General features: G+C 66.7%; 32 protein-coding genes. 16 read left to right on the forward strand and 16 right to left on the reverse strand.

The features are described from left to right. Positions 1-272 precede the first annotated feature (272 nt). Together NGM10_RS10965 and NGM10_RS10970 are read right to left on the reverse strand one after the other, a co-directional pair. The gene (locus NGM10_RS10965) at positions 273-590 is read right to left on the reverse strand and encodes a cupin domain-containing protein (RefSeq protein ID WP_253478612.1); all 318 of its coding nucleotides are present in this window, start codon (positions 588-590) and stop codon (positions 273-275) included. Positions 591-994: 404 nt separating this feature from the next. Then, positions 995-1,207, reverse strand: a complete 213-nt coding sequence (locus NGM10_RS10970; protein WP_253478615.1) for a DUF8142 family protein — start codon at positions 1,205-1,207, stop codon at positions 995-997. 81 nt (positions 1,208-1,288) lie between these two features. Here NGM10_RS10970 and NGM10_RS10975 point away from each other — a divergent pair, with 81 nt between their 5' ends. Beyond that, positions 1,289-1,969 carry an MBL fold metallo-hydrolase gene (locus NGM10_RS10975; RefSeq protein ID WP_253478618.1) on the forward strand — a complete coding sequence of 227 codons (681 nt, stop codon included), beginning with the start codon at positions 1,289-1,291 and terminating at the stop codon, positions 1,967-1,969. A 261-nt stretch (positions 1,970-2,230) separates the two neighbouring features. Further along, a complete protein-coding gene (locus tag NGM10_RS10980; protein ID WP_253478621.1) occupies positions 2,231-2,464 on the forward strand; it encodes a hypothetical protein in 234 nt (77 codons plus the stop codon). A gap of 79 nt (positions 2,465-2,543) precedes the next feature. On the opposite strand, the gene NGM10_RS10985 is transcribed toward NGM10_RS10980, so the two are convergent. The 3 genes from NGM10_RS10985 to pyrG are packed head-to-tail and all read right to left on the reverse strand — an operon-like array spanning position 2,544 to position 5,438. Further along, the gene (locus tag NGM10_RS10985) at positions 2,544-2,864 is read right to left on the reverse strand and encodes a DUF7126 family protein (protein WP_253478624.1); all 321 of its coding nucleotides are present in this window, start codon (positions 2,862-2,864) and stop codon (positions 2,544-2,546) included. Between the two features lies 1 nt (position 2,865). Continuing rightward, positions 2,866-3,783 (reverse strand): glutamine-hydrolyzing GMP synthase, encoded by a 918-nt coding sequence (guaA, locus tag NGM10_RS10990; protein WP_253478627.1) that lies wholly within the window; start codon positions 3,781-3,783, stop codon positions 2,866-2,868. Continuing rightward, positions 3,783-5,438 carry a glutamine hydrolyzing CTP synthase gene (gene pyrG, locus NGM10_RS10995; RefSeq protein ID WP_253478630.1) on the reverse strand — a complete coding sequence of 552 codons (1,656 nt, stop codon included), beginning with the start codon at positions 5,436-5,438 and terminating at the stop codon, positions 3,783-3,785. Before pyrG ends, guaA begins: the two co-directional genes overlap by 1 nt. Positions 5,439-5,554: 116 nt before the next feature. On the opposite strand from pyrG, the gene NGM10_RS11000 reads away from it, so the two are divergent. Further along, positions 5,555-6,157 (forward strand): hypothetical protein, encoded by a 603-nt coding sequence (locus tag NGM10_RS11000; RefSeq protein ID WP_253478634.1) that lies wholly within the window; start codon positions 5,555-5,557, stop codon positions 6,155-6,157. Next, positions 6,135-6,395: a DUF8150 family protein gene (locus tag NGM10_RS11005; RefSeq protein WP_253478637.1), complete on the forward strand. Its 261-nt coding sequence runs from the start codon at positions 6,135-6,137 to the stop codon at positions 6,393-6,395. Before NGM10_RS11000 ends, NGM10_RS11005 begins: the two co-directional genes overlap by 23 nt. Before the next feature lie 45 nt (positions 6,396-6,440). Here NGM10_RS11005 and NGM10_RS11010 read toward each other — a convergent pair whose 3' ends face one another. Next, positions 6,441-6,623, reverse strand: a complete 183-nt coding sequence (locus NGM10_RS11010) for a hypothetical protein (RefSeq protein ID WP_253478640.1) — start codon at positions 6,621-6,623, stop codon at positions 6,441-6,443. Positions 6,624-6,662: 39 nt separating this feature from the next. Continuing rightward, positions 6,663-7,277, reverse strand: coding sequence for a dienelactone hydrolase family protein (locus NGM10_RS11015; RefSeq protein WP_253478643.1), 615 nt, complete (start codon positions 7,275-7,277; stop codon positions 6,663-6,665). A gap of 291 nt (positions 7,278-7,568) precedes the next feature. Between NGM10_RS11015 and NGM10_RS11020 the strand changes: the two genes are divergently transcribed. Next, positions 7,569-8,387: a PspA/IM30 family protein gene (locus tag NGM10_RS11020; protein ID WP_253478648.1), complete on the forward strand. Its 819-nt coding sequence runs from the start codon at positions 7,569-7,571 to the stop codon at positions 8,385-8,387. 24 nt (positions 8,388-8,411) lie between these two features. On the opposite strand, the gene NGM10_RS11025 is transcribed toward NGM10_RS11020, so the two are convergent. After that, positions 8,412-9,719 carry a hypothetical protein gene (locus NGM10_RS11025; RefSeq protein WP_253478652.1) on the reverse strand — a complete coding sequence of 436 codons (1,308 nt, stop codon included), beginning with the start codon at positions 9,717-9,719 and terminating at the stop codon, positions 8,412-8,414. Between the two features lie 70 nt (positions 9,720-9,789). Here NGM10_RS11025 and NGM10_RS11030 point away from each other — a divergent pair, with 70 nt between their 5' ends. From NGM10_RS11030 to NGM10_RS11040, 3 genes are all read left to right on the forward strand, one after another. After that, positions 9,790-10,878: a DUF7972 family membrane protein gene (locus NGM10_RS11030; protein ID WP_438267139.1), complete on the forward strand. Its 1,089-nt coding sequence runs from the start codon at positions 9,790-9,792 to the stop codon at positions 10,876-10,878. Positions 10,879-11,254: 376 nt separating this feature from the next. Beyond that, on the forward strand, positions 11,255-11,743 hold the full coding sequence (locus tag NGM10_RS11035; RefSeq protein ID WP_253478655.1) for a desampylase: 489 nt from the start codon (positions 11,255-11,257) through the stop codon (positions 11,741-11,743). A 212-nt stretch (positions 11,744-11,955) separates the two neighbouring features. Beyond that, on the forward strand, positions 11,956-12,615 hold the full coding sequence (locus NGM10_RS11040) for a hypothetical protein (protein ID WP_253478658.1): 660 nt from the start codon (positions 11,956-11,958) through the stop codon (positions 12,613-12,615). A 109-nt stretch (positions 12,616-12,724) separates the two neighbouring features. Here the strand turns inward: NGM10_RS11040 and NGM10_RS11045 are convergent, their stop codons facing one another. Further along, the gene (locus tag NGM10_RS11045) at positions 12,725-13,687 is read right to left on the reverse strand and encodes a DNA-methyltransferase (protein WP_253478661.1); all 963 of its coding nucleotides are present in this window, start codon (positions 13,685-13,687) and stop codon (positions 12,725-12,727) included. A gap of 122 nt (positions 13,688-13,809) precedes the next feature. On the opposite strand from NGM10_RS11045, the gene NGM10_RS11050 reads away from it, so the two are divergent. Then, the gene (locus tag NGM10_RS11050) at positions 13,810-14,112 is read left to right on the forward strand and encodes an ArsR family transcriptional regulator (RefSeq protein WP_253478665.1); all 303 of its coding nucleotides are present in this window, start codon (positions 13,810-13,812) and stop codon (positions 14,110-14,112) included. Between the two features lie 75 nt (positions 14,113-14,187). Here NGM10_RS11050 and NGM10_RS11055 read toward each other — a convergent pair whose 3' ends face one another. Further along, entirely contained in the window at positions 14,188-14,496 is a 309-nt protein-coding gene (locus NGM10_RS11055) for a DUF7977 family protein (protein ID WP_253478668.1), read from the reverse strand. 65 nt (positions 14,497-14,561) lie between these two features. Then, entirely contained in the window at positions 14,562-15,611 is a 1,050-nt protein-coding gene (locus NGM10_RS11060; RefSeq protein ID WP_253478671.1) for a zinc-binding dehydrogenase, read from the reverse strand. 394 nt (positions 15,612-16,005) lie between these two features. Between NGM10_RS11060 and NGM10_RS11065 the strand changes: the two genes are divergently transcribed. Further along, on the forward strand, positions 16,006-16,638 hold the full coding sequence (locus tag NGM10_RS11065; RefSeq protein ID WP_253478675.1) for a MogA/MoaB family molybdenum cofactor biosynthesis protein: 633 nt from the start codon (positions 16,006-16,008) through the stop codon (positions 16,636-16,638). A gap of 2 nt (positions 16,639-16,640) precedes the next feature. On the opposite strand, the gene NGM10_RS11070 is transcribed toward NGM10_RS11065, so the two are convergent. Then, positions 16,641-17,228, reverse strand: a complete 588-nt coding sequence (locus NGM10_RS11070; RefSeq protein WP_253478678.1) for an NUDIX hydrolase — start codon at positions 17,226-17,228, stop codon at positions 16,641-16,643. A 108-nt stretch (positions 17,229-17,336) separates the two neighbouring features. Between NGM10_RS11070 and NGM10_RS11075 the strand changes: the two genes are divergently transcribed. The 3 genes from NGM10_RS11075 to carB all read left to right on the forward strand — a co-directional run bounded on the left by NGM10_RS11075 (position 17,337) and on the right by carB (position 21,781). Next, positions 17,337-17,615: an antitoxin VapB family protein gene (locus NGM10_RS11075; RefSeq protein ID WP_253478681.1), complete on the forward strand. Its 279-nt coding sequence runs from the start codon at positions 17,337-17,339 to the stop codon at positions 17,613-17,615. Continuing rightward, complete coding sequence (locus tag NGM10_RS11080; RefSeq protein ID WP_253478684.1) at positions 17,596-18,006, forward strand: type II toxin-antitoxin system VapC family toxin; 411 nt, start codon at positions 17,596-17,598, stop codon at positions 18,004-18,006. The genes NGM10_RS11075 and NGM10_RS11080 overlap by 20 nt, the downstream gene beginning before the upstream one ends. Before the next feature lie 481 nt (positions 18,007-18,487). Continuing rightward, positions 18,488-21,781 carry a carbamoyl-phosphate synthase large subunit gene (gene carB, locus NGM10_RS11085; protein ID WP_253478688.1) on the forward strand — a complete coding sequence of 1,098 codons (3,294 nt, stop codon included), beginning with the start codon at positions 18,488-18,490 and terminating at the stop codon, positions 21,779-21,781. 14 nt (positions 21,782-21,795) lie between these two features. On the opposite strand, the gene NGM10_RS11090 is transcribed toward carB, so the two are convergent. After that, positions 21,796-22,152 carry a DUF5802 family protein gene (locus NGM10_RS11090; protein ID WP_253478693.1) on the reverse strand — a complete coding sequence of 119 codons (357 nt, stop codon included), beginning with the start codon at positions 22,150-22,152 and terminating at the stop codon, positions 21,796-21,798. A 152-nt stretch (positions 22,153-22,304) separates the two neighbouring features. Here NGM10_RS11090 and NGM10_RS11095 point away from each other — a divergent pair, with 152 nt between their 5' ends. The 3 genes from NGM10_RS11095 (at position 22,305) to NGM10_RS11105 (ending at position 25,035) form a co-directional block, all read left to right on the forward strand. Next, a complete protein-coding gene (locus NGM10_RS11095) occupies positions 22,305-22,955 on the forward strand; it encodes a DUF1405 domain-containing protein (RefSeq protein ID WP_253478696.1) in 651 nt (216 codons plus the stop codon). A 116-nt stretch (positions 22,956-23,071) separates the two neighbouring features. After that, positions 23,072-24,205 carry a DUF7096 domain-containing protein gene (locus tag NGM10_RS11100; RefSeq protein ID WP_253478699.1) on the forward strand — a complete coding sequence of 378 codons (1,134 nt, stop codon included), beginning with the start codon at positions 23,072-23,074 and terminating at the stop codon, positions 24,203-24,205. A 47-nt stretch (positions 24,206-24,252) separates the two neighbouring features. Next, complete coding sequence (locus tag NGM10_RS11105; RefSeq protein WP_253478703.1) at positions 24,253-25,035, forward strand: ArsR/SmtB family transcription factor; 783 nt, start codon at positions 24,253-24,255, stop codon at positions 25,033-25,035. On the opposite strand, the gene NGM10_RS11110 is transcribed toward NGM10_RS11105, so the two are convergent. The 3 genes from NGM10_RS11110 to NGM10_RS11120 are packed head-to-tail and all read right to left on the reverse strand — an operon-like array spanning position 25,036 to position 26,099. Next, positions 25,036-25,548, reverse strand: coding sequence for a DUF8526 domain-containing protein (locus NGM10_RS11110; RefSeq protein WP_253478707.1), 513 nt, complete (start codon positions 25,546-25,548; stop codon positions 25,036-25,038). A gap of 49 nt (positions 25,549-25,597) precedes the next feature. Next, positions 25,598-25,822: a hypothetical protein gene (locus NGM10_RS11115; RefSeq protein WP_253478710.1), complete on the reverse strand. Its 225-nt coding sequence runs from the start codon at positions 25,820-25,822 to the stop codon at positions 25,598-25,600. A gap of 40 nt (positions 25,823-25,862) precedes the next feature. Beyond that, positions 25,863-26,099: a hypothetical protein gene (locus tag NGM10_RS11120; RefSeq protein WP_253478713.1), complete on the reverse strand. Its 237-nt coding sequence runs from the start codon at positions 26,097-26,099 to the stop codon at positions 25,863-25,865. Positions 26,100-26,110: the final 11 nt, after the last annotated feature.

Raw genomic sequence — 26,110 nt, forward strand, 5'->3', positions numbered from 1 at the left:
GTATAACCCTCCGTCACTCCTCGGGGTCCGCTCGGTCCTCCGTCATCGTGGCGACCGTGTTCCGGACGAACCGCATCGCGGTCGCGATTTCCATCAGCCCCTCCATCAGCGCCTGCTTGCTCTCGGCGTCGCTCGTCGTCGTCGAGCAGCGCCGCGGTCCGGTCGGTGTCGAAGGCGTTCTTGCCCACGATTCGGAGCGGCCCCCACGTCTCCTCCTTGGTGGTCCACATGTCGGCGCTACGCCGAGAGACCGGAAACGGATTCTCGCCGAGTCAGGACGGTAGCGGACAGAGGCTCGCGGTCAACACGACCGTCTCGTCGGTGTCGTTTCGCGCGCCGTGGACGACGCCGCGCTCGTGGAGGACCACGCCGGGCGCTTCGACCTCCTCCTCCTCGTCGCCCTGAATCACGGTCGCGGTGCCGTCGAGGACGTGGAAGACGTTGGTCGCGTCGGCGTGGTCGTGCGGGCTCAGCTCCGCGCCCGGACCGAGCGCGAACGCCTTCACCAGCACGTCGTCGGTCACGGCCAGTTCCGCGTCGAGGACTTCGCCCGCGTCCGGGTCCAAGTCCGGGTACCTGTCGAGTCCCATACCTCGATGAACGCGTGGCCGAGTCTTAAAGGTCGGTCCGACGCCGGGCGGGTCGGACCGACCGGAGCGGATGGAATCGGGAGAGCAAAGGGCGGGTGTGGGTGGGTGCCGGTCGCGTGCCTCTGTGCCGGTCGGATGGAACGACGAGCGAACGGCGAGGCGGTCGGGCGTCGCGTTAGCGGAACCCGGGCCGGTGGGCGGGTCCGGCCCGGCGTGTTCGTCGTCGCTCGTCGCGCCGGGATGTGTGCGGTCGGTGTCGCACTGCCGGGAGCGGAGCGACAGCGCGTCGGTCGCGTCGCGACCGCAGATAGTGGTAGGAACGGCTCGCACTTCAACGGGGGCGACCGTCCAAACCGTTTCGGGCCGTTCATCCGGGGATGAACGGTCTTGAACTGTCCGGGCGGCTACTCGCGGTCGTCGACGAACCCGTTCGAGAACGCGATCCAGGCCAGCGCGCTCACGAACAGGATGGGCGGCAGGATGGCGAACCCCCACAGCGGGTCGATGCCCCAGACGAGCAGGAGTGCCAGATCGGCGAGACCCAGCGCGAGGAACGGCAGGACCGCGAGCGTCGCACGCTTGCGGTCGCGCGAACCCGACGGGAAGCGGTCTTCCATACTCGAACGAGGGGTCCCCGCAGACAAAAAGCGTCCGTTCGGGGAGTAGGACTTTGTCGACCGGTCACGTACCGCACGGACATGACCACGACCCGACTTCGGGAGGAGGCGCGGGCCGACCTCTGGTGGGTGGACCTCGGCAGCGTCAACTGCTATCTTGTCGAGGACGGCGACGACCTGGTCCTCGTCGACGCCGGAACACCCCGGAGTGCCGACGACATCGCGCGGGCGATCCGCGAGGCGGGCCACGCGGTCGACGACGTGGCGCGGATACTCGTCACCCATTACGACGCCGACCATGTGGGCGCGCTCGGGAAACTCGGCGTCGACGCCCCGGTCTACCTCGGGCGCGAGGACGCGGTCGTGCTGGCGGGCCAGCAGACCCCTGACTGGCGCAACCACAAGGGCCTGCTCCAGCGACTCGTCCAGCCCCTCGTGGTCGCGCCGGGCGTGCCCATCCGGCCGGTGGACGACGGCGACGAGGTCGGCGGATTCACGGTCTACCGCGCGCCGGGCCACTCGCCGGGCCACGTCGTCTACCTCGGCGGCGACGTGGCGTTCCTCGGCGACCTCGTTCGCGAGAAAGATGGGCGGCTCGAACCCTCGCCGTGGCACCTCAGCCACGACACCGACGAGGTCCGCCGGAGCATCCGCGCGCTGGCCGACCGCGTCCCCGACTTCGAGGTCGCCGCGATGGGCCACGGCACCCCCATCGTGGCGAACGGCGGCGACCGCTTCCGGGAGTTGGCCGCGCGCCTGTAGCGCGCGGCCAACTCCCCGTTACGGCCGGTGAGCCAGTCCACGGGAATCGGCCGGTGAGCCAGTCCACGGGAATCGGCCGATGAGCCAATCCACGGGAATCGGCCGGTGAGCCAATCCACGGGAATCGGCCGGTGAGCAAGTCCACGGGAATCGGCTGACGACACGAGCCACGCGGGTGGGACTGAAAGGGGCCGCCCGCTCGCGTTCACTTCAGTCGTCTCGGCGACCCCTATCCGCGCGGGCGGTGCGGAGAGCGCGGATATGTCGCCGAGCGACCGCGAGCGGGCGGGGGCTTTCGAGGAAAACGTAGTGACACCAATTACGATTCAGAGCGAGCGGGCGGGGGCTTTCGAGGAAAACGTAGTGACACCAATTACGATTCAGAGCGAGCGGGCGGGGGCTTTCGAGGAAAACGTAGTGACACCAATTACGATTCAGAGCGAGCGGGCGGGGGCTTTCTGGGCGGTCTCGGTTCAGTTCTCCTCGATTTCGTAGCGGGCGGGGGCTTTCGAGGTCGTCACTGCGAGAACCGAACTGCGAGAACAGCAGAGAAGCTACACCCCCGAGAACACCCTCAGCCAGCCAGTTCCTCGGCGACCGCCTGCGCCGACAGCAACCGGGGGTCGACGATGAAGTCGGCCTGCCCGCGCGCGAAGTCGGGCAGGTCGTCCCCGGCGTACACCACGACCCGAACGTCGTCGTTGAGGTCCTTGGCGACCGGAATCGCGGTCGCGCCCGCCGCGAGCGTCAGCACGAGCGCGTCGGCGTCGGTGATGCCAGCCTCTTCGAGCGCCGGGCGGGTGCCCAGCTCCTCGATTCGCGTGACTTCGACCCCCTCGGCTTCGAGGGCGTCGGTCAGTCCGTCCTCGTCGGGTCCGACGACGATGGCCTTCATCTCACTCGTACTCGATGGTCGCGGGCGGTTTGTGGGTTACGTCGTAGACGACCCGCGCGACGTTCTCGTGGACCCCGGTGATGCGGCTCTGGATGCGCTGGAGGGTCTCCCAGTCGACCTCCTGGGCGCGGGCGGTCATGCCGTCGCGGCTCTCGACCGAGCGGACCGCGACGACCCAGCCGTGGACCCGGTTGTCGCCCTTGACGCCGGTCGCCTTGCCGAGGACGGCCGCGAGCGCCTGCCACGGCTCGTGTTCCTCCAGTTCCTCCTCGACTACGTGGTTGGCCTCGCGGGCGACTTCGAGCTTCTCCTCGGTGACCTCGCCGATGATGCGGACCGCGAGTCCGGGACCGGGGAACGGCATCCGCTCGGCGATTATCTCTTCGAGGTCGAGCGCGCGCGCGACCTCGCGGACCTCGTCCTTGTAGAGGTCCCGCATCGGTTCGACGATGCCCTCGAAGTCGACGACCTCGGGGAGGCCGCCGACGTTGTGGTGGGACTTGATGGTGCCCTCGCTCTCGATGCGGTCGGGGTAGATGGTGCCCTGGACGAGATAGTCGGCGTCGACCTCCTCGGCGACCGTCTCGAACTCCCGGATGAACTGCTCGCCGATGACGTGGCGCTTCTCCTCGGGGTCGGTCACGCCCGCGAGTTCGTCGAGGAAGCGGTCTTTCGCGTCGACGATGCGGAGACTGTCCATGTAGTCGAACGTCTCCCGAATCTCGTCGGTCTCGCCCTTGCGCATCAGGCCGGTATCGACGTAGACCGGGGTGAGTTGGTCGCCGAGAGCCTCGTAGGCCAGCGCGGCGGCGGTCGAGGAGTCGACCCCGCCCGACAGCGCGATGACCGCGTTGGCGTCGCCGACCTCCTCGCGAATCTCGGTGACCTTCTCGTCGATGAACTCCTCGGGGTTCACCATCAGGCCTCCACCTCCTCGGGGGTCGCGTCGGTCTCCGGGCGGTCGAGGACCGCCTCCAGCAGGCCGACGAACGGCGGGCTCGCGCGGGTCGGCCGCGACCGGAACTCGGGGTGGAACTGGGTCCCGAAGAAGTACGGGTGGCCCTCCAGTTCGAGTATCTCCATCCGGTTGCCCGACTCGCCCGAGAACACCAGCCCGGACTCGTCGAACGCGTCGAAGTACTCGGGGTTGACCTCGTAGCGGTGGCGGTGGCGCTCGGTGCAGTAGGTCCCGCCGTACACCCGCTCGGCCAGCGTGCCGGGTTCGATGGTCGTCTCGTGGGCCCCGAGCCGCATCGTCCCGCCGAGGTCTTCGAGGTCGTACTGCTCGGGCAGGAGGTCGATGACCGGGTGGGGCGTCTCGGGGTCGATTTCGGCTGAGTGTGCGCCCTCCAGTCCGAGGACGTTCCGGGCGTACTCCACGACCGCGAGCTGGAAGCCGAGACACAGCCCGAGGTACGGCACGCCGTTCTCGCGGGCGTACCGGATGGCCTCGATCTTGCCCTCCGTCCCGCGGGACCCGAACCCGCCGGGGACCACGACGCCGTCGGCCTCTCGCAGACGCTTCTCGTGGGCGTCGTCCATCTCCTCGCTGTCGACCCAGCGGACGTTCACGTCGACGTTCTTCTCCAGTCCGGCGTGCTTGAGCGCCTCGTTGACCGAGATGTAGGCGTCTTCGAGGTCGTACTTGCCCACCAGCGCGATGTCGACCTCGCCGTGGGTGTCCTGAGTGACGAGGTCGCGCCACTCGTTGTCACGCTCGGACTCGGGCAGGGCGTCGTCGGCGAGGCCGAGTCGCTCCATCACGTACTCGTCGAGGCCCTCCTCCTCGACCATCAGCGGGACGTGGTAGATGTCGGCCACGTCGGGGTTCGAGAAGACGGCGTCGGTCGGCACGTCGCAGAACAGGGCTATCTTCTCCTTGGTGGAGGGGTCGAGTTCGTCCTCGCAACGCCCGACAAGAATGTCGGGCTGGAGGCCGATAGAGCGCAGTTCCTTCACCGAGTGCTGGGTCGGCTTGGTCTTCTGCTCGCCGTTCTTCGAGTAGGGGACGAGCGTGACGTGCGTGAGCAAGAAATCGTCCTCGTCTTCCTCGTGGGCGAACTGCCGGAGGGCTTCGAGAAACGGCATCCCCTCGATGTCACCTACGGTGCCCCCGACCTCCACGATGCAGACGTCGTGGCCCTCGGCGGCCTCCCGGACCCGGCGCTTGATGTCGTCGGTGACGTGCGGGATGATCTGGACCGTCTTCCCCAGATAATCGCCCGCCCGCTCCTTCTCGATGACGTGCTGGTAGGTCTTGCCCGTGGTGACGTTGTGGTCGAACGTCATGTCGATGTCGAGGAAGCGCTCGTAGTTCCCCAAATCGAGGTCGACCTCGCCGCCGTCCTTGAGGACGTACACCTCCCCGTGCTGGAAGGGGTTCATCGTCCCGGCGTCGACGTTGAGGTAGGGGTCTATCTTGACCGCGGTCACGTCGAACCCGGCGTTGGCGAGCAGTCTCCCCGTGCTCGCGGCCGTGATGCCCTTGCCAAGCCCGGACATCACGCCCCCGGTCACGAAGATGAACTTGTTCCCGAGAGAAGGGTCGTAATCGGTTTCGGGTTCCGTCGGCATACCGACTGTCGGCGGGCGTCGTTCAAAACGATTTCGAAGCGCTGGAATCGAGGCGACCGAATTGTGGGCCGCAATCGGGGCTGGGACTTATATCGTGGCGCACGAGATGGAACCGTATGGCCGGAATCGAGTTTCGGGACGGCGAGCTACTCGTCGAGCGAGCGCCGAGCGAACTCGACACCCTCGCGATCGAATTCAGCTCTCTTCTCGGAAATGCCGGAATACAACACGTCTACGTCGCAGGATACGTTGCGATACTGTCTGGCCGCCCCCGCGCCACACAGGATATAGACGTGCTTATAGAGCGGTGTGGCGAGCCCACCGTCGAAGCTCTCGTCGACGAACTCCAAGCCGCGGACTTCTGGGGTCCCGCGATGCCGCTTTCGAACGCTTACGAACTGCTGTCGAATGGCGATAACATCTGGGTCGCCCGAGAGGACGAGATGGCACCGCATCTGGAGTTGAAGTTCGCCGACGATGAGTTCGACCGAGCCTCGCTGGAAAATGCGATAACCGCACGTATCGACGATTCAGAAATCCCGATTGGCCCGCTTGAACTCCAGATTGCATACAAACTGTATCTTGAAGCCCGCAAAGACTTCGAAGATGCAGTCCATCTATACACGATGTTCGAGGACGGCCTGAACATCGAGAAACTCGAATCGTGGGTACGAAAGCTCGGCGTGGAGGAAGAGTATGACCGACTCAAACGCGCGTGACCGACTCGACGAAAAGCACCGAAAAAATCGCGAGCAACGGATCGAATCGATCAAGCACTGGGTGCGCTACATCCGGGAGAACCCGCCGGGGAAGTGGGGCGAACAGCAGAATACGGTGATAAACTCGCAGTTGGAAGCGGCGCGAAAATCGGGCGTTTCCGCCGAGCAGTATCGCAGGGTCGAGCGCGCAGGGGACGCCCGCGAGCGCGACCGCAACGCGGAAGACGACGGTGAGTAAACGACCGCGCAAAAACCGATGGCCGGAAATCCCCCGACTGCGAGGCTACACGTCGCCCCGCACGAACAGATACACCGCGAGGCCGACGACTCCCGTGCAGACGACCAGTAGCGCCCACCCGGCGGCCAGATCGCTCCCGTGCCAGCGCGCGTTCCTGTACACCCAGACCGCGAGGAGGGCGTTGAAGCCGTAGATGACCGCGAGCGTCCCGAACACTTCAGCCGCCATGTGCGAACGTTCCGACGACCGGGGGAAAACACTTGTCAACTACTCGTCCGAAATCGCTCCGACCAGAAAGCCGCCCACCGCGTCGGCGACCTTCGCGTGCTGGCCCACGAAGAAGTGGTCGCCGCGTATCTCGACCACCTCGTACTCCAATTCCCGCGCGCGCTCGACCACCGGCTTCCAGTCGACGGTGTCGTCGCGCGTTCCGTAGACGACCTGTACCGGCCCCGCGAGGTCGTCGAGCGCGGCCACCGTGTCCAAATCGTCGGCGAGTCTCGGGGTGGGCGCGAGAAGCGAGACGGCGTCGGGTCGGGACTCGACGGTCGCCGCCGCGAGCGCGGCGACCGCGGTCCCGAAGCTGAAGCCGAAGATTCCGACGCGGTCGTAGCGCTCGTCGGCCCACCGGAGGGCGTTGCGCGCGTCCTCGCGCTCGCCGTAGCCCTCGTCCCAGTCGCCGTAGTCGAACCGCAGGCACTCGATTCCGCGGTCGGTGAGGTACTCGCTGACCGCGGTCAGGCGCGCGTCGCCGCGGTGGCCCCGGTGCTGTGGGTGGGGTGGACAGGCGACGACCACCGCGTCCGGGTCGGCGTCCTCGGGCGCGTCGAGGGTCGCGCGAACGTCCCGCGCGCCGGGAATCGGCAGGTCCTCGGAGTTCATGGTCGGACGTTGGGCGAGGGTTCTGATAAGGGTTGCAATCGCGCGTCCGAGCGGTCGGAGGTCGAGAGTGGACGACGGGCTCGACCGAGGGGTCTTCGAAATCCCCGCCCGCTCGCGCCCGACGGGCGCGAGCGGCGGCCCCTTTATCGGACCCGTGGTCGGCTCGGCCGCGCGGTCGCCAGCGCGCTGGCGACCGCGCGACCCCGACCTCGGACCGAACGACTCCGGATTCCGTCAGACGACTGTTGGGGAGGTGAGGATTTTAAGGGTCACGTCACCAAAGACGTGGGTATGGGAGTACTCTCACGCATGTCGTACGTCGTCCGGTCGAAGATAAACGCCATCCTCAACCGGGCCGAGGACCCCTCGGAGACCCTCGATTACTCCTACGAGCAGATGCGCGACGAGCTTCAGGACGTCAAACAGGGCATCGCCGACCTCACCACCCAGAAGAAGCGTCTGGAGATGCAAAAGCGCAAGCTCGAGGAGAACGTCGAGAAGCACAACGAGCAGGCCCGGCAGGCCGTTCAGGCCGACCGCGAAGACCTCGCGCGCCAGGCCTTGGAGAAGAAGAAGACCAAGATGAACCAGATCGAGGAGCTGGAGGGCCAGATCGCCGACCTCCAGAACACGCAGGACAACCTCGTCGAGAAGAAAGACCAGCTCCAGAACCGCATCGAGGAGTTCCGCACCAAGAAAGAGAGCATGAAGGCCCGCTACGAGGCCGCCGAGGCCCAGACCCGCGTCTCGGAGGCCATGACCGGCGCTGGCGACGAGATGGAGGACGTGGGACGCGCCATCGAGCGCGCCGAGGAGCGCACCGAGGACATGGAGGCCCGCTCGCAGGCGATGGACGAACTCCAGGACTCGGGGGTCTTCGAGGACGCTCTCTCGGACAAGGACAGCCTCGACCGCGAACTCGAAGACGTCCGGACCTCCGGGGAGGTCGACGCCGAACTGGAGACGCTGAAGGCCGAGATGGGCAAGGAGTCGGCCGATTCGGGCGGCTCCGGTGGCGAGACCGACCTGGAGACCGAGACGGAGACCGAGGTCGCCGACGAGGACATCGAGGCGGAACTCGAAGAGATTCGGGACGACGACGAGAACTGAGGGGCGCGAGCCCCCCGACTCGCGCTATCTCGCGGCCTCCGAGAGCCGCTCGGCGAGGTCGGCGTTCGGTGCCGCGGTGACCCGGACGAGCGAGCCCTCGCGCTCGACTACGTAGTAGACGGCTGGCGCGTCGTCGGTCTCGGGAACCACCAGCGTGCCGTTCTCTCCGTCGGTCGCGTTGCGCGCGTCGAGCACCTCGCGCCACGCGTCGGCGAACTCCTGGGCCTCGGTCTCGTTCTCCCACGCGGTCACCCAGTGGGTCGCGGTCGTCGCCTCCTCGGTGTAGTAGTACATCCGGTCGTTCGACCAGCCGTCGGCCGCCCGGGCGGCCTCGGCGAACGACAGGCCGTTAATCCTCAGCGCGTGCCGGACGACCAGCTCGCCCACCGTGTCCTCGTGGTGGCGGGTCAGGGCCTCGAACTCCTGTGAGGACTCGGGCGGGGAGGGAATCGGTGGGCGTTCTATCGTCTCGTCGGGGTGGAGCAGCTCGGCGGTCGAGTCGGGTGGGTTCCGAATCGCGGCGGTGCGCGCCTCGGGCGAACTCCCCGCTTCGTGGTAGTACTCGTAGCCGTAGTAGTACGGCGTCCCGCCGACGCTGTGGGGCCACGCCTCCCGGGCGAGCGTCCGGTTGTAGTCGGCGGCCGCGTACTCGCCGTCGGCGTACCGCTCGACGTACCCCTCGGTGGTCCACATGGCGTCGCCCTCGACCAGCGCGGTGGTGACGAGGCGAGTATCGGTCGTCCAGTCGTCGAACTGCGTCCGGAACGCCTCGCGCGAGGGCGACAGCAGGTCGTGCTGGAACTGGAGCGCGTGGACGAACTCGTGGGCCAGCACCACCTCCTGGGAGACGCCGTAGCGCTCCACGTCGGTCGCGTTCATCAGGTAGACGTGGACCCCGTCGTCGCGCTCGACGGTGTAACCCAGCGGGAGGCGACGCTCGGCCGAGGCGTTCGAGTACAGCTGGAGCGCCCGAGCGCCCGCCGGGCGAATCGCGCCGAACTGGTCCCGGAGGTCGACTTCGGGGCCGTCCTCGTCGTCGTACTCGTGGACCACGACGGGCCCGGTCGCCGACAGGCCGCGCAACTCCTCGACCCGCGCCAGCGTCGCCTCGGCGTCGTAGTCGGGGTCGATTCCGTCGAGGACCACGGTGTCGTTCGACTCGTTCGCCCCGGTCGTGGTCCCGTCCTGTGGCGGGTCGGCTCCCGAGACGGCGACCGATACACCCGCGTCCGTTCCCCCCGCTCCCGGCGTCGAGCCGCCGACCGCCGGGGTCGCGCCCGCGAGCGCGAGCAGGACCGCCAGCGCGACCGCGACTCGGCCTGACCGTGCCATGGACCCACGCACGGTCCGGAGTACCAAAAATGCCCCCGGGTATTTCCGTCGGCCCGTCGTACTCCGGCGCATGTCCGAGGGCGGGACCGGAGGGGGAGGCGGAGACGGGGGCGGGAACGGAGACGGGGGGAGTGGTTCCCGACCCGGCGACACGATGCGCGGGCGAATCGACCAGAGCCGGGTGAAGCTGTGGGTGCTGATGGAGGCGAATCGGTGGGTGATCGCGGGGGCGTTGCTCGCCGGGGTGTTCCTCACGCTGGTCGCGCTCGGGGTCGCCGACCCCTCGCCGCTCCAGCAGGCGGTCGCCCAGTCGGACCCGGTCGAGACCCTCTTTCAGGGGTTCGTGGGGGCCATCATCACCGGGGTGACGCTGGTGGTGACGCTGAACCAGCTCGTGCTCTCTCAGGAGCTGGGGCCGGTCGGCGACCAGCGCGGGCGGATGCAGGGCGCGATGGAGTTCCGCCGGGACGTAGAGGACGTACTCGAAACCGACACCAGCCCGCCGGAGCCGTCGTCGTTCCTGAGCGCGCTCGTGGACGTGACGAAGGTCCGGGCCGACGACCTCCGCGAGACCGTCGAAGCGGCCCGCGACGAGGAACTGAAATCCAAGGTCGACGACTACGTCGAGGACCTGACCCGGAACGCTGAGTCGGTCAGTGACAGGCTCGACGACGCCCAGTTCGGGACCTTCGGCGTGCTGTCGGCCGCGCTGAACTTCAACTACTCGTGGAAGATATTCTCCGCCCGGCGCATCCGCAACGACCACGCCGACGCGCTGACCGACGAGGCCGAGGACGCGTTCGACGACGTGGTGGAGGTGCTGAAGTTCTTCGCCCCGGCGCGCGAGCACTTCAAGACGCTGTACTTCCAGTGGGAACTGGTCAACCTCTCGCGGGCGATGCTGTACTCGTCGGTCCCCGCGCTCGTCCTCGCGGCCGCGATGATCCTCTACTACGACGCGCGGGCGGTGCCGGGCGCGACCCTCGGCGTCAGCAACGACGTTCTCGTCGCCAGTTTCGCGACCACGGTCGCGGTCTCGCCCTTCATGATTCTGCTGTCGTTCGTCCTCCGCATCGCGACCGTAGCCAAGCGAACGCTCGCGATTGGACCGTTCATCCTCCGGGAGACCGACCGCGAGGAGGACATCGACTGGGAGTGAGCGGGGCCGGAACCGGGCGTTTCGCGGTCCTTCGCCGACCGCGGGACGCGCCAGCTTCCACGGATCACCGAGCGCGCCAGCCTTCACGGACCACGGGACGCGCCGCGTTTGCGCTCGCGATGCGAGCGCAAACGCACGCGGGGAGGAACGGGGGCGCGGTGCGGTGGCGGTGCTGTGCGGTTCTCATCGGTACCGGGAGTAGCTAGCTTCATCTCGACCGACCCGAACACCGCACCTCGACAGAACCGACCTCCCGAATCGACCGACTCGACCCCCGCACCTCGACAGAACCGACCTCCCGAATCGACCGACCCGAACACCGCTCGCGTCGCCGGGGAGCCAGCACTTATCCCCGACGCCCGCCAACCTCGACACCGTGACTGCGCCGACCCTCGTCGTCCCGACGCGAATCCGCGACGCCATCGTCGCCCACGCCCGCGAGGGCGCGCCCGAAGAAGTGTGCGGCGTCCTCGCGGGAACTCGCGACGGGGACGACCACCGCGTCGAGGCCCGTCTCCCGGCCGCGAACGCCGCCGAGTCGCCCCGGACGCGGTACGAGATCGACCCCCGCGAGCAGCTCGACCTGCTGGAGCGCATCGAGGGCTCCGACCGGGAGGTGGTGGGGTTCTACCACTCTCACCCCCGGGGTCCCGTCGGGCCGAGCGAGACCGACGCGGCGCAGGCGACGTGGCCCGGCCGGTCGTACGCCATCGCCTCGCTCGCGGGCCCCGCGAGCGAGGCGGGCGAGGACGAAGCGAGCGGAGACGCGTCGCTCGGGTCGTGGCGCTGGACCGGCGATGAGTTCGTCGAGGAGGCGCTCCGAGTGGTGGATTCCGAGACGGGCGGTTCGGATGACCCGGAGTAGCGCCACGTTCGGTTGGATTTATCGCGAGCAGGCACTCGTTGTACCGAGTAGCTTCACACTTGCGGTGGTGTAGGTAACCCGTTGATAAAACGTATCTAGATGTTTCTATATCGTATTATGCCACTTGCATAAACGGTTCGCCCTGTCGACGTGTGCAGACGCCAGAATTCAACGAGGCTTGGTTCAATCCGAATGCGAACCTCCCGTATGGAGTGACGGCAGAAGAGGTCAAGACGGCCATCAAGGAGTTCTACGATTTCTATGCCGATATGAATCGGTTCTTCCTCGCGGAAGGACACGGACGTATCGAGACCATCTTGCGGGCGAACAACGCGCTCTCGGATTTCGTCGGCAACGTCGCGACCGAGGAGCTCGCGCAGGCGTCGGACAGCCTCATCGTCAACCAGAAGCAAGACGGCTTCCCCGACATTCTACCCGCAGACCACGACGCATACGCCGAGCAGGGTTATGAGGTCCATCACGGTGACCACGGCATCGAAACGAAGTGTTCGAAGTCGAACGGCGGATGGCAGGCTCACAACAACGAGGAAGCGTGGTTCGTCGTCTTCCGCTACGAACGCGGCGACCCCGAGAAAGATATCGAGGAGATGGCTCCGATTCGGTTCACACAGGTCCTCGCGGCCAGTCTGAACGAAGACGATTGGTCACACTCGGGCCGGAGCGAGGATTCGCGTCGGACCATCACCAGTAGCATCATCGCCAGCGGGATGCACAAACTCCGTAGCAACCCCATCTACGAAGACCCCGAGGCCATCACGGGCCGAGGCGAGAAGCTCGTAGAGTACAAGCAACGGCATGCGACGTTCGACCCAGTGTTCGCCGACGAGCATCCCGAGTACGTGACCGAGTAGACAGAACGACTGGCCGAGGGAGCTTTCGTGAGGACACGAGCGGATTCACGCCGAGGTCTACCTGAGCCACGCGAAGACCCATCCCGAGTCCAACCGGAACTGACTTGAATCAGCTAAAGTCGGAGAGAGACCGCGACTGGGTGCGGTGCTCCTCCACGTCGTCTCGCTTTTCGATCTCTGTCGGGACTTCGGCGAGCTCGGGGATGGCGTTCTGGGCCATCTCGTAGAACGTCTCGTCCAGTTCGATGCCCACCGCGTCGTATCCGAGTGCATGCGCCGCCGCGATAGTCGAACCACTCCCCATGAACGGGTCGAGAATCGTTCCGTCGCGAAGCGGGAGTGCGGCGTGGCAGAGTTCCCGCATCAGTTTCTGGGGTTTCAGGTTCGGATGTGCTTCCTTGTCGCGGTCTTTCCCGGGGTGTGCGTTCTCGACGATTTCCGTCTCTCGTTTCGGTGTCTTTCCGTTTCCGAGCAGGTCGGTGAACGGCCGTTCGTCGGATTCGCGGCGGAGTCCTCCTGTTTGCCACTCCTCTAGATTCTCCTCCAAGCGTCCATCGAACGGCTTGCGGTAGAGCAACCACGGCTCCCAGTAGACGCGTGGCATCGACGACACCATCTTGTACTCGGGGTGGTCGTGCGCGCCCTTTGGTCGGTCTCCGCCGCGGAGCGTCTTGGTCTCGCGGACGAGAACGTCGCGGCGTTCTAATCCGGCTTCGTCCAATTGTTGGGAGACCTCGTGCATCAGCAGTTGAGTGCAAGCGACGAACACATGTCCGCCCGGACGGAGCACACGTTCGATAGCCTCACCGAACTGCTGGAAGAAGGTGCGAAGCTTGTCCTTGTCGTCCTCGGTCAGAACTGTGAACCGTGGAAGCGGCTTTCGTTTGCTTCCGTCCAGTTCGGGGGGAATTCGCCAGACGCCGCCCGTGCCGTCTCGCATCTTTTCGACGTGTGCGGTTTCGAATTCGATAACCGAATACGGCGGGTCCGTCACCACCGCGTGCAGGGAGTCCTCTTCGAACTCCTCCTCTAAGACTTGGAAAGAGTTGCCTTGAAACAGCTCATATCCCATTGACTGAACACTCTCGCTCATAGCGTCTTATTTTCTGCCCTTCCCTACGAAGTGGGGGCGTAAGTAATTTGAGCTTAAATGTAGGTACTATCATACATTGTCGTGAGTAAGCTGATAGTACGATGGGTCGGGTCGAAGAGGACGCGGCGTTCGTCGTACGCTCTCCACACCGAACGACGGTTCTCACGCGGTTAGCCGACGGTGCCGCAATTCCCGCCCAGATACGTGAGGATACCGGGCTGGAATACTCGCGCATCTCAGAAGCCGCGAACACACTCCGCGAGCGAAGTCTCATCGAACTCCTCGTGGACGACGACACGAAGCGAGGGCGGCTTTACGCTGTCACCGACCGGGGTGAAGAGGCCCTGAAGTTCATGCGAGAGAACGGAATGCTGGACGACGTGAACCGATACGAGCGACGATGAACTGGTTCGAGAACCGCTGGCAAAACATATCTGAGGAGTGAGCCCGGTTTTCCCTGCGCTCGGAACGTCCGAAACTCACCCCGACCGCTGGGCCGACCAGACCGCGGTCGCGCCGAGCAGAATCGCCGGAATCATCGGCAGGACGAGGTACGCGAACCGGAAGGGTTCGACCGGCGGGAGAGCGAGGATGATGGCCGGAACCACCAGAAAGGAGAGGACGATGACGCCCACGAGCACCCAGCCGCGCCAGTCCCACTCCTCTCGGCCGCGCTCGACGGGTGCCGCGGGGTCGACGGCCTCCTCGCGGTCGGCGACCGCTCCGTCGGCGTCGGTCTCGTCGCCGTCGACGTTGCCGGGTCGGTGTGTGTAGGTGTCTTCGGTCATCGGGTGTCGGTCTCCTCGGTCATTCGGTCTCGACGCTCCCGGTCATTCGGTCTCGACGCTCCCGGTCATGCTCTGTCGTACTCGCTGTCGGGGACGACCACGACCTTGCCGAAGCCCTCGCGGTCTTCGAGCATCTCGTGGGCGCGGGCTGTCTCGCTCATCGGCAGGACGTCCCGGATTCGGGGCTCGAACGTGCCGTCCCAGACGAGTTCGAGCACGTCGTCGACCTCGCCGGGGTTCGCCATCGTCGAGCCGATGACCGAAAGCTGGTTCCAGAAGATGCGGTTGAGGCCCGCGCCGGGGTTCGGGCCGGTGGTCGCCCCGCAGGTCACGACCCGCCCGCCCTTCGCGAGGCTCCTGAGCGAGTCGGGGTAGGTCGCCTCGCCGACGTGGTCGACCACCATGTCGACGCCGCGCTTGTCGGTCAGTTCACGGACGCGCTCGGCGAAGTCCTCGGCCTCGTAGTCGACGACGTGGTCGGCCCCGACGGCCTCGGCGTACCGGAGCTTCTCCTCGGAGGAGGCGGTGGCGTACACCTCCGCGCCCGCGTAGTCGGCTATCTGGACCGCGGCGTGGCCGACGCCGCCCGACGCGCCCAGCACGAGCACCTTCTCGCCCGCCTGCAGGTCGCCCCGGTTGAGGAGCATCCGCCACGCGGTCTGGAAGACGAGCGGTGCGGCCGCCGCGGTCTCCCACTCGACCCCCTGCGGGACCTCGACGAGGTTGTCCTCGGGAATCGCGGCCATCTCGCCGTGGACGCCCGGAACGTGCTCGCCGATGACGTGGTAGTTCACGCACATCGAGTACTCCCCGTCGCGGCAGAACTCGCACTCGCCGCAGGAGACGCCCGCCGACAGCGCCACCCGGTCGCCGGGGCCGAACCGGGTCACGTCCTCGCCGACTTCGAGGACGACTCCCGCGGCGTCGCTCCCGGGGACGTGGGGCATCTCGAGGTCGAGGCCGGGCAGTCCCCGGCGGGTCCACACGTCGAGGTGGTTGAGCGCGCCCGCCTTCACGTCCACGAGGACCTCGTCGCGGTCGGGCGTCGGGTCCGGGACGTCGCCGTACTCGATGACCTCCCGACCGCCGTGGCCGGTGAACTGGACGGCTTTCATGGTCGGAACGTGGGGGGCCGGGCCTAAAACTGTACCTCAAACGCCCCCGCTGTCACGTTGATGGCTCAGTCCTATCGAGCGACCGAACCGACGAAGTAGTGACTCCACCGTAGGCTAGTGACTCTCCCGTAGAAAGCCCCCGCCCGCTCGCGGTCACGCGAGCGGGCGGGGGCTTTCGGTCCCGCCTCGCCAACGCTCCCACCTGCCGAACCCGCCTCGCCAACGCTCCCACCTGCCGAACCCGCCTCGCCAACGCTCCCACCTGCCGAACGCATCACCGAGCGAAACGCGGTGGATTGGTCGGCCCCCGTACAGCACCGAAAATAGTAACATCTCGAACAGGAACACCGGCTAGCGACCTTGTTTTAAGGTACCGTCTCACGAATAGTCGGCCATGGTCGATTTCCAGTCACGGGACACGCGCCGCGGCAACGACGACGAGGAGAGCCAGCGCGAGTCCGAGAGCGCCCCCGAGACCGAACCGGACCACGAGGAGGGCCACGACCACGGCGGCGAGGGCGACCACGCCGACCACGACCATCACGCCCACGACGTCGAGTCGCTCGGCGCGGCGGTCGTCACGGTGTCGTCGTCGCGGTCGCTGTCGGACGACCCCTCCGGCGACGCCGTCGTCGCGGGTCTCGAAGCGGCGGGTCACGGCGTCGTCAGCCGCGACCTCGTCGACGACGACTTCGACGGCGTCCAGGGGTCGGTGAACGCGCTGGCCCGGCGCGACGACGTGGACGTGGTGGTCACGACCGGCGGGACCGGCGTCACCCCCGACGACGTGACCGTCGAGGCGGTCGAACCGCTGTTCGACAAGGAGCTTCCGGGGTTCGGCGAGCTGTTCCGCCTGCTATCGTTCGACGAGATCGGGACTAGAGTCGTCGGCACGCGCGCGACCGCGGGCGTGGCCGAGGGCACGCTGGTCTTCTGCCTGCCGGGAAGCGAGGACGCTGCCCGATTGGGCACCGAGGAGATAATCGCGGAAGAAGCGGGTCACCTCGCGGGACTGGCCGGGCGCTGAGGCTACTCGAAGTCCCGGCGCATCGCGATCTCGAACCACGGGCAGAGCCGGAGCTGGCGGTACCACTCGGGGTGCTCGTGGAGTCGCTCGTAGGGCACCCACATCAGGCCCGCGACCTCCTCCTCGTTGGGGTCGAGCGAGGTGTCGTCGAGCGTGAGCTTCAGGACGGCACAGACCTCGTGCTCGACGCCGGCGTTCTCGAAGTAGCGCTTGTACTCGAAGCGGTCGGTCACCCGGAGGTCGTCGTACTGGTCGGGCGTGATGCCCAGTTCCTCTTCGAGTCGCTGGCGGGTGGCCTCCTCCTGTGACTGGCCCTGAACCGGGTGGGAGGCCACGGTGCCGTCCCACCACGTACACCACAGGCGCTTGTCGGGCGCGCGCTGGGCCAGCAGGATGTTGCCGTCGCCGTCGAACACCAGCGAGGTGAACGCGCGGTGTCGGATGCCGTCGCCGGTGTGGGCGTCGAGGCGGTTGACGACCTCCTGCTCCTCGTCGTCGGCGTCGACCGCGACGACGTGCTGGCGGGCGTTCTCGTGGCGCTCGTCGGTGCCGGGCGCGCTGGCGTCGGCGGTCGTGTCGTCCGTGCTCATTGGCCGGAAATTGCGGGGGATAGGTAAAACCGTCTTCGATAGTTCGCCGTGGCACGAGCGCGGGCGTGCGGAACAATACTTTTGTGCTTGTGCGCACAAACACAAACCATGGGGACGAAGACAATCGGCCTCCGAGACGACGTGTACGAACGTCTGAAATCCCGAAAGCGGGAGGGAGAGAGCTTCACCGACCTGATGGACCGACTGATGGACGAGACGACGCCCGATTGGCGCGAAGGGTTCGGGACGCTCTCGGAGGGAGAGGCCGACGAACTCGAATCGTTCGTCCGCGAATCGCGCGAAGCGACCGCCGAAGGACTGTCGACCCGACAGATCGAGGCGCTCGGAGTGCTGTCGGAGGTGGACGATGACGACGAAACTGCTTGACACGACGTTTCTCATCCACTACTGGGCGGGACGAGACGCCGTGGCGGAGTACCTCGAAGCCCGCGAGGACACCTGCGAGTTCGCCACGACCGCCATCAATTTGAAAGAGATTGCGGTCGGACGGAAGCTACAGGGCCAGTTCGACCCCCGAGAGATACGTTCGAAGTTCGAGTGGGTCCGAGTCGTCCCCTTCGGCGTCGAACACGCCTTTTCGGCTGGCGAATTGGAAGCGAGTCTGCGAGAAGACGACGACACCAATCAACAGAAGGTGAACGCGCTCGCTGGCGACCTCCTTATCGCGTCGGTCGCGGCGGAGTTGGGTGCACCGGTCGTCACCCGAAACGTCGAGGACTTCGAACTGCTCGACGGTGTCTCTGTGGAAACGTACTGAGAGTCCGTATTTACGAGATTTGAGATAGTCTCTGCTCGCGCTTTTCCGACCGGAGCGTCCCCCTTGAACGTCACTCTGTCACCGTGCTAGAAACGTTGAGTTTTCGATTGAAGCGTCCCGCTCGCACGTCACCTGTGAGAACCGCACCGCGACCGCAACGGCCACACCCTCCCCAACCGATTCCGTCGCTCCTTTCAGTCGCTCCGTCATCCCTCGCGCGAAATTGGCGCGGCCACTTGCGGGCCGCGCCGGAAGACAAACCGCGTCTTCCGAGCAATCGCGCCGTCGGCGCGATGACGCCAGCGTGCGCCGAGGCGGATGGTCCGTAGTCCGAAACTCCATTATCTTCGAGTTAGCACGAACCGCCGCTCGCCCACCCCGCGTGGCACTCCGTCCCAAATACGAATTTCGAAATCTCATTTCGGAAGTCGTAATCTATCGTCGGATTTATTACGATGAGCGAACTCTCCTCTACCAACGAATGACCGAGGACACCACGGCTGGCGAGGGACGGACCATCCTGCTCATCGGTAGCGGACCCATCCAGATCGGACAGGCCGCGGAGTTCGACTACTCCGGCGCGCAGGCCTGCCGCGCCTTACAGGAGGAGGGCGCGCGAGTCGTGCTGGTCAACTCCAACCCCGCGACCATCATGACCGACCCGGAGATGGCCGACGAGGTGTACGTCGAACCCATCACGACCGAGGCCATCGCGGAGGTCATCCGGAAGGAGAACCCCGACGGCGTCATCGCGGGACTCGGGGGCCAGACCGGGCTGAACGTCACCGCCGAACTCTCCGAGGAGGGGGTCTTGGAGGAGTACGACGTCGACATCATGGGGACGCCGCTGGACACCATCTACGCGACCGAGGACCGCGACCTGTTCCGCCAGCGGATGGAGGACCTCGGCCAGCCGGTCCCGCGCTCGACGACCATCGCGCTCGACGACGACGAGGAGGTCGCCGCCATCACCGAGGACGACCTCCGCGAGCGCGTCGAGGACGCGGTCGATGCGGTCGGGGGCCTGCCGGTCATCGCCCGCACCACCTACACCCTCGGCGGGTCGGGGTCGGGCGTCGTCGACGACATGGACGAACTCCTCGCCCGCGTTCGGAAGGGTCTGCGCCTCTCGCGCAACGGCGAGGTCCTCATCACCGAGTCCATCGCCGGGTGGGTCGAACTGGAGTACGAGGTGATGCGCGACGCCGGGGACTCGTGTATCATCATCTGCAACATGGAGAACCTCGACCCGATGGGCATCCACACCGGCGAGTCGACGGTCGTCACGCCCTCGCAGGTCATCCCCGACGAGGGCCACCAGGAGATGCGCGACGCCGCGCTCGAAGTCATCCGCGAGCTGGGGATTCAGGGCGGCTGTAACATCCAGTTCGCGTGGCACGACGACGGCACCCCCGGCGGGGAGTACCGCGTCGTCGAGGTCAACCCCCGCGTCTCGCGCTCCTCGGCGCTGGCCTCGAAGGCCACGGGCTACCCCATCGCCCGCGTGACCGCGAAGGTCGCGCTCGGCAAGCGCCTCCACGAGATAGAGAACGAGATTACGGGCGAGACCACCGCGGCGTTCGAGCCAGCAATCGACTACGTTGTGACCAAGGTCCCCCGCTGGCCCAAGGACAAGTTCCCGGACGTGGACTTCGAACTCGGCACCGCGATGAAATCGACGGGCGAGGCGATGGCCATCGGCCGGACCTTCGAGGAGTCGCTCCTCAAGGCGCTGCGCTCGTCCGAATACGACCCCGACGTGAACTGGGCCGAGGTCGACGACGAGGCCCTCGAAACTCACTTTCTCGAACGCCCCTCGCCCGACCGCCCGTACGCCATGTTCGAGGCGTTCGACCGGGGCTACTCGGTCGCGGAGGTCGTCGACCTCACCGGCATCTACGAGTGGTACGTCGAGCGCTACGAGAACGTCGCCGAGGCCGCGGTCTCGGCACAGGAGGGCGACTTCGAGACGGCCGCCGAGGCCGGGTTCACCGACCACGAGATAACCGCGATGGCGGGCGGGGAGTTCGAGGACACCCACGCCTCGTGGCTCCCCGCGGGGAGCCACGAGGCGTCCGCCGAGGACGCCAGCGCCGACGAGGAGACGGCGACCGACGGCGCGGGCGTCGCGGTCGAGTCGGTCGAGGCCGACGCGCCCGCTCGGGACTTCAAGCAGGTCGACACCTGCGCGGGCGAGTTCGAGGCCTCGACGCCGTACTACTACTCCTCGCGGCGTCCCGGCGTCGGACTCGGCCGCGACGAGGTGCAGGTCGACCGCGACGTCGAGAGCGTCGTGGTGGTCGGGGGCGGCCCCATCCGCATCGGGCAGGGCGTCGAGTTCGACTACTGCTCGGTCCACGCGGTCCGGGCGCTCCGCGAGCAGGGCATCGACGCCCACGTCGTTAACAACAACCCCGAGACCGTCTCGACCGACTACGACACCTCCGACGGCCTGTTCTTCGAACCCATAACTGCTGAAGAGGTCGCCGACGTGATAGCGACCACCGACGCCGACGGCGTGATGGTCCAGTTCGGCGGTCAGACCTCCGTCGACATCGGCGCCCCCCTCGAAGCCGAGATAGAGCGCCGGGGACTCGACTGCGAGATTCTGGGCACCTCGGTCGAGGCGATGGACCTCGCGGAGGACCGCGACCGCTTCAATCGCCTGATGGACGACCTCGGCATCAGCCAGCCCGAGGGCGGGAGCGCCACCAGCGAGGAAGAGGCGCTCGACCTCGCCCACGACATCGGCTACCCGGTCCTCGTCCGGCCCTCCTACGTCCTCGGCGGCCGCGCGATGGACGTGGTCCACGACGACGAGGAGCTCAGAGAGTACATCGAGGAGGCGGTCAGGGTCAGCCCCGACAAGCCCATCCTCGTGGACGAGTTCCTCGCGGATGCGGTCGAACTCGACGTGGACGCCGTGGCAGACGGCGAGGACGTACTCATCGGGGGCATCATGGAACACGTCGAATCGGCGGGCGTCCACTCGGGCGACTCGGCCTGCATGATTCCCACGCGCTCGCTCGACGAGGAGACCCTCGGGCGGGTCCGGGAAGTGGTCGAGGACATCGCGGTCGCGCTCGACACCGTGGGCCTGCTGAACGTCCAGTTGGCGGTTCAGGACGGCGAGAGCGAGGCGCAAAGCGCCTCGGATGCGAGCGGTGAAACCGCGAGCGAGGTCTACGTCCTCGAAGCAAACCCCCGCTCGTCGCGCACGGTCCCGTTCGTCTCGAAGGCGACCGGCGTCCCCATCGCCAAGCTCGCCGCGAAGGTGATGGCGGGCGAGTCGCTTGCCGACCTCGACGCCCGAGAGCAGGTCCCCGAGCAGGTCAGCGTCAAGGAGGTCGTCCTGCCGTTCGACCGCCTGCCGGGAAGCGACCCGCGGCTCGGCCCCGAGATGAAGTCCACCGGCGAGGTGATGGGCACCGCCGACGCCTTCGGCAGGGCCTACGACAAGGCCCAGGACGCCGCGGGGTCGTCGCTCCCCGAGGAGGGCACCGCGGTCGTCGACCTCCCGGTCGAGGGCTTCGACGACTACTACGACCTCGCGGCGTTCGACGACCTCGCCGACGCGCTCCGCGCGGGCGAGGTCGACCTGCTGGTGACCCGCGACCGCGCCGCCCTCGAAACCGCGGTCGAAGAGGAGGTCACCTACTTCTCGACCGAGGCGAGCGCCCGGGCCGCGCTCGAAGCCCTCGACGCGCGCGACGAACCGCTCGACGTGGCCCCGCTCGCCGACCGGGCGAAGGAGACCCGCGAGTGGGGCAAGTGAGAAGCGTTCGGCGTTCAGGTCCCGACGCCCGGATGACGCGCCTGATACCGGAGTAGCTGGTCGGCGCGGTCGGCCTTCGCCAGCAGGACCTCCTTGAGCGCGGGCGGATTCCTGATGCGGGTGTCGTCGAGGACCTCCTCGGGGAGCGCGAGCGTCCCCTCGGGAACCTCGTCCTCTCCGTGAACCGCGAGGTGGTGGCTGTCTACCTTCATCACGAGCGGATTGTCGAGTCGCTCGATGCCCTCGCCGGTGGCGTAGAGCTGTTCGTTGATCTGCTCGTGCTGGTCGCGACGGATGACTGCCTCGTCGCCGTGGTACGGCTCGACGTACAGCCGTCCGAGGTAGTAGCCGCTGGAGAACTCCTCGAACATGTGACGAGCTAACGTATAACACCCTACAGTGATAAATCTGTCGGATAGATTTATATAGTAGCGCAAGGACACTATTTAACGGTTGTCGACCTTTCACGCCCGGGACGGGTCGATTCCGACAGACATTCGTCGCTGGCGACCCCGGTGTCGGTATGGCGATTCCCGAGCGATACGCCCGGGCGTATCTGGAGGACGGGCCGAACCTCGCGTGGCTGCTCGCGGTGAACGTCCTCGCGATGCTGGTCGGGGTGCGCTTCTACGTCGGGACCCTCCCCGAGGTTCCCATCTACCTCTGGCCGCTGTACGCCGACTCGCCCGCCGCGCTCTTTCTGGTCACGCTGTCGCTCGCCACGCTCCTGGCGAACCTCGGAAATCGACTCCGGGACGCTCCCCGAAATCGCTATCTCGCGTACCTCCACACCTTCGCGTTCGCGTGGCTGGTCAAGTACGGCCTCTGGACGGCGGTCGCGCTCAACCTCGGGTTCCCGGCGTACTTCGGGCCGCCGTGGGAGGCCGACGCGCTGTGGTCCTACTGGTTCATCGTCCTCACCCACCTCGGGTTCGTGGTCGAGGCGTACCTGCTTCCCGCCTACGGCGCGACGACCCGCGGCGCGCTGGCGGCCGCGCTCGCGGCCCTGCTCGCGAACGACGCCCTCGATTACCTGCTGGGGTATCATCCGCCGCTCCGGTACGAACCCGGACTCGTCCTCCCGGTGGCGACCGCGGCGCTCTCGGTGGTCGCGGTCGGCGCGGCGGCCCGCGCGTTCGACCGCCTTCCGAGCCCCGACGGCCGAACCGAGTAGGCGGGCGCTAATCGGCGTTTGAACTCTAATACGGCCTCTCGATGGCCGAATGGGGGTGCGTGAACGGAACGAACGAATGCCCTCCTTTTTAAAGAGCGGGCATATATGACCAACCGATGAGTGGCTATCGAGCCGTCCTGTTGGTGCTGTTCGTGGTCGGTGGTTCGCTGACGGCCGCCCCGGCGGTCGCGACGGACGACGCGACCGCCGTCGGCGAACGGACCCAGCCCACCGCCCAGACCGACGTCACCGCCCAGAATCAGGCCGCCGGGGAGCGGGCCGGGGCCACCGAGTCGGGAATCCAGCAGTCGGAGGCCGAGAACGAGACTGTGAACGGATCACTCGGTTCCGACATCTCGTCGTTCATGCAGTCGAACGCCGCGGAGGCCAACGGCGCGGTCGAGACCGGCATGTGGGACGCCTCGTTCAACGCGACGGAGAACCGTTCGAACCGGAAGCGACTGGTCGAACGACGGACCGACGAACTCCGCGCGGAGCTGACCGAACTCCAGGAGCGCAAGGAGGAACTCATGGCCGAGCGCGAGGACGGCAACATCAGCAACGCCGCCTACAAGGCGCGTCTGGGCCAGTTGGTCGGGAGGATCAACGCGCTGAAGTCGTCGATAAACGCCACCGAACCGCGCGCCGAGCAGGTCGACACGAACGTCGAGGCGATCCGGACGCTCGAAACCGAGACGAACGATCTCGGCGGCCCCGAGATCGCCGAGCTCGCGCGGAACACGTCGGGCCTCGGAAACGCCACCGGACCGCCCGGGAACGCCACCGGACCGCCCGGGAACGCCACCGGACCGCCCGGGAACGGCAATGGACCTCCCGGCAACGGAACCCCGTTACAGAACGCGAGCAACGCGTCCGACGACGCCGTCGCCGACTCGGCGAACGGGACGCCGGGCGGTCGGCCCGACGGCGTCGGCAACGCCACCGACGACCGGGCCGACTCGGCCGACGACGGCGTCAGAGAAGCGACGAACGACACCACCGAACGCCGACAGGGCGACGAACGAGAGCCGTCCGGCGTTACCGACTCCGCGAACCGGTCGGACGACGCCCCCGTCGACCCCGCGAATCGAACCGACAACGGCTCCGCCGACCCCGCGAACCAGTCGACCGGGGACCCGGTCCCGAACGCCAGCACGCCCTCGGCCGCCGACGAACTCGGGTACGGGACGCTCGCGACCGCGACGAGCGTGTCGGCGCTCGGCCTGCTCCGCGCGCCGCCGGTCGCGTAAGCCGAGAGACACGCTTTTGGGCGCTCGTTCCCTACGCTCTCCCGGGAATGGACTCCGCCGAGCTACTCGACATCCTCGGGAACGAGAACCGGAGGCGAATCCTCCGGCTACTGTCACGCAAGCCCTGTTACGTCACCGAGATCAGCGAGTACCTCGGGGTCAGTCCCAAGGCGGTCATCGACCACCTCCGGAAGCTCGAAGACGCTGGCCTCGTCGAGAGCCGAACCGACGACCAGCGCAGGAAGTACTTCAGCATCTCGCGCAACCTCAGGCTCGAAGTCAGCGTCTCACCCTACGAGTTCGGAATGAAGAGCGCCTACCCCGCGAGCGCCAACCTCGACGTGAGCCGGTGTCGGTACGTCTCGCTGAACGTGCAGTTCGACTCGCCGGAATCCGACGGGGACGCCGCCGAGTCCGACGCAGAGGCCGAGGCACTCGACGCCGAGACCGGTAACCCCGACTCCCCGACTCGGCGGGCAGACGACTCCGGGGCGGGCGACGCCGGGACCGAGAGCGTCGAGCGGGCGACCGGCCTCGCGTCGGAACTCGACGAACTCCAGCAACTCCAGAGCGAACTGTCGCTCGCCCAGCGGTGGGTCCACGGTCGAATCGCCGACGTACAGGAACGGCTCAGCGACGCCCTCGACGCCGACGGCGCGGAGCGACTCCACGCGGAGGTCGTGGCGGCCGTCGCTGGCGGCGCGACCACGGTCGGGGAGGTCGCCCGCGCGGTCGACGCGCCCGAACCAGTCGTCGAGGAGTGTCTGGCCGTGCTGGCCGACCGCGGGTTCCTGGAGCAGCGCGACGGGGAGTGGGCGCTGGCGGGGTAGTCACAGGTCCTGTGTCAGCCCCTTCCGGAGGTCGCCGCCGAGGTACGCGCCGAGCGCGCCCGCCAGCAGGCCGGTCCCCATCCCGAACATCGCCAGCTGGGTGCCCGCGTCGCCGAACGCCGCCAGCGCGAAGTGACCGAGGACCGCGGTGAGTCCGGCCGCGGCCGCCCCGGCGACCCCGGATTCGAGGACGGTGCCGCGCTCGACCGCCAGCCCGAGGACGAACGCGCCCGCGAACACGCCCACCAGCCCTGCGAGGTTGTCGAGGAAGGGGAGCGGGATGACGGCGTTCCCCGCGATCATCCCCGTCCCGAGGAGCAGGAGGGCGTAAAGGAAGATTCGCGGGGAGAAGACGCGGGCGACGCGATTCTGGAGGCGTCCGGCGAGCGACGGCGACTCGGCCGACCGCGAGGAGGACGACTCGGAATCGGGAACCGATTCCGAGTCGTCGAGGAGGTCGGCGTACTCCTCGGCGACGGAGTCGTTGGTGCGCTGGTCGGAGCGCTGGGGCATGTGTGGGTGTGAGACGGGCGAGGTTATGGGTCTTTTCGTGGGTCGCTGTTCAGTTCGTAGTAGTCCCCACCGACCGGTTCGAGTCGACTAACCCACCGACCTCCTCGCCGTCGTCGAGGCCGTCGCCGTCGGTGTCGGCGTCGTAGGGGTCGGTGTAGATGCGCTCGCCGTTGCCGATGGGGATGCCCATCCGTTCCAGCGAGTTCGAGAGGCCGTCGCCGTCGCTGTCCCGCACTATCTCGACGTCGACCGACTCGACTTGTGCGTTTCTCAAACTGGCCTAACTAAACAGTGCTGGCGAAAATAGACTATCTCTATTTCTCGTACCGGGCCGTGATCCATTCGATGATCTCATCATGTCCAACGATGCCGTTAGGCGCAGTCTCCGGTTCGACGAGTACTGGTTCCGAAATCGGAAATTCGAGCGCCTCAATGTCGGAGTCCTCAGGTGGTAGAAAGTATGCATCATATTCTACCTTATGTTCGTCGAGTTTGTCTCGAACATTCCCGCAACGAGCGCATTTTTCTTGGAGGTAGATATTGAGTGGCATTAATAGAATCT

The sequence above is a fragment of the Halorussus salilacus genome, from assembly GCF_024138125.1.
Lineage (GTDB): Archaea > Halobacteriota > Halobacteria > Halobacteriales > Haladaptataceae > Halorussus > Halorussus salilacus.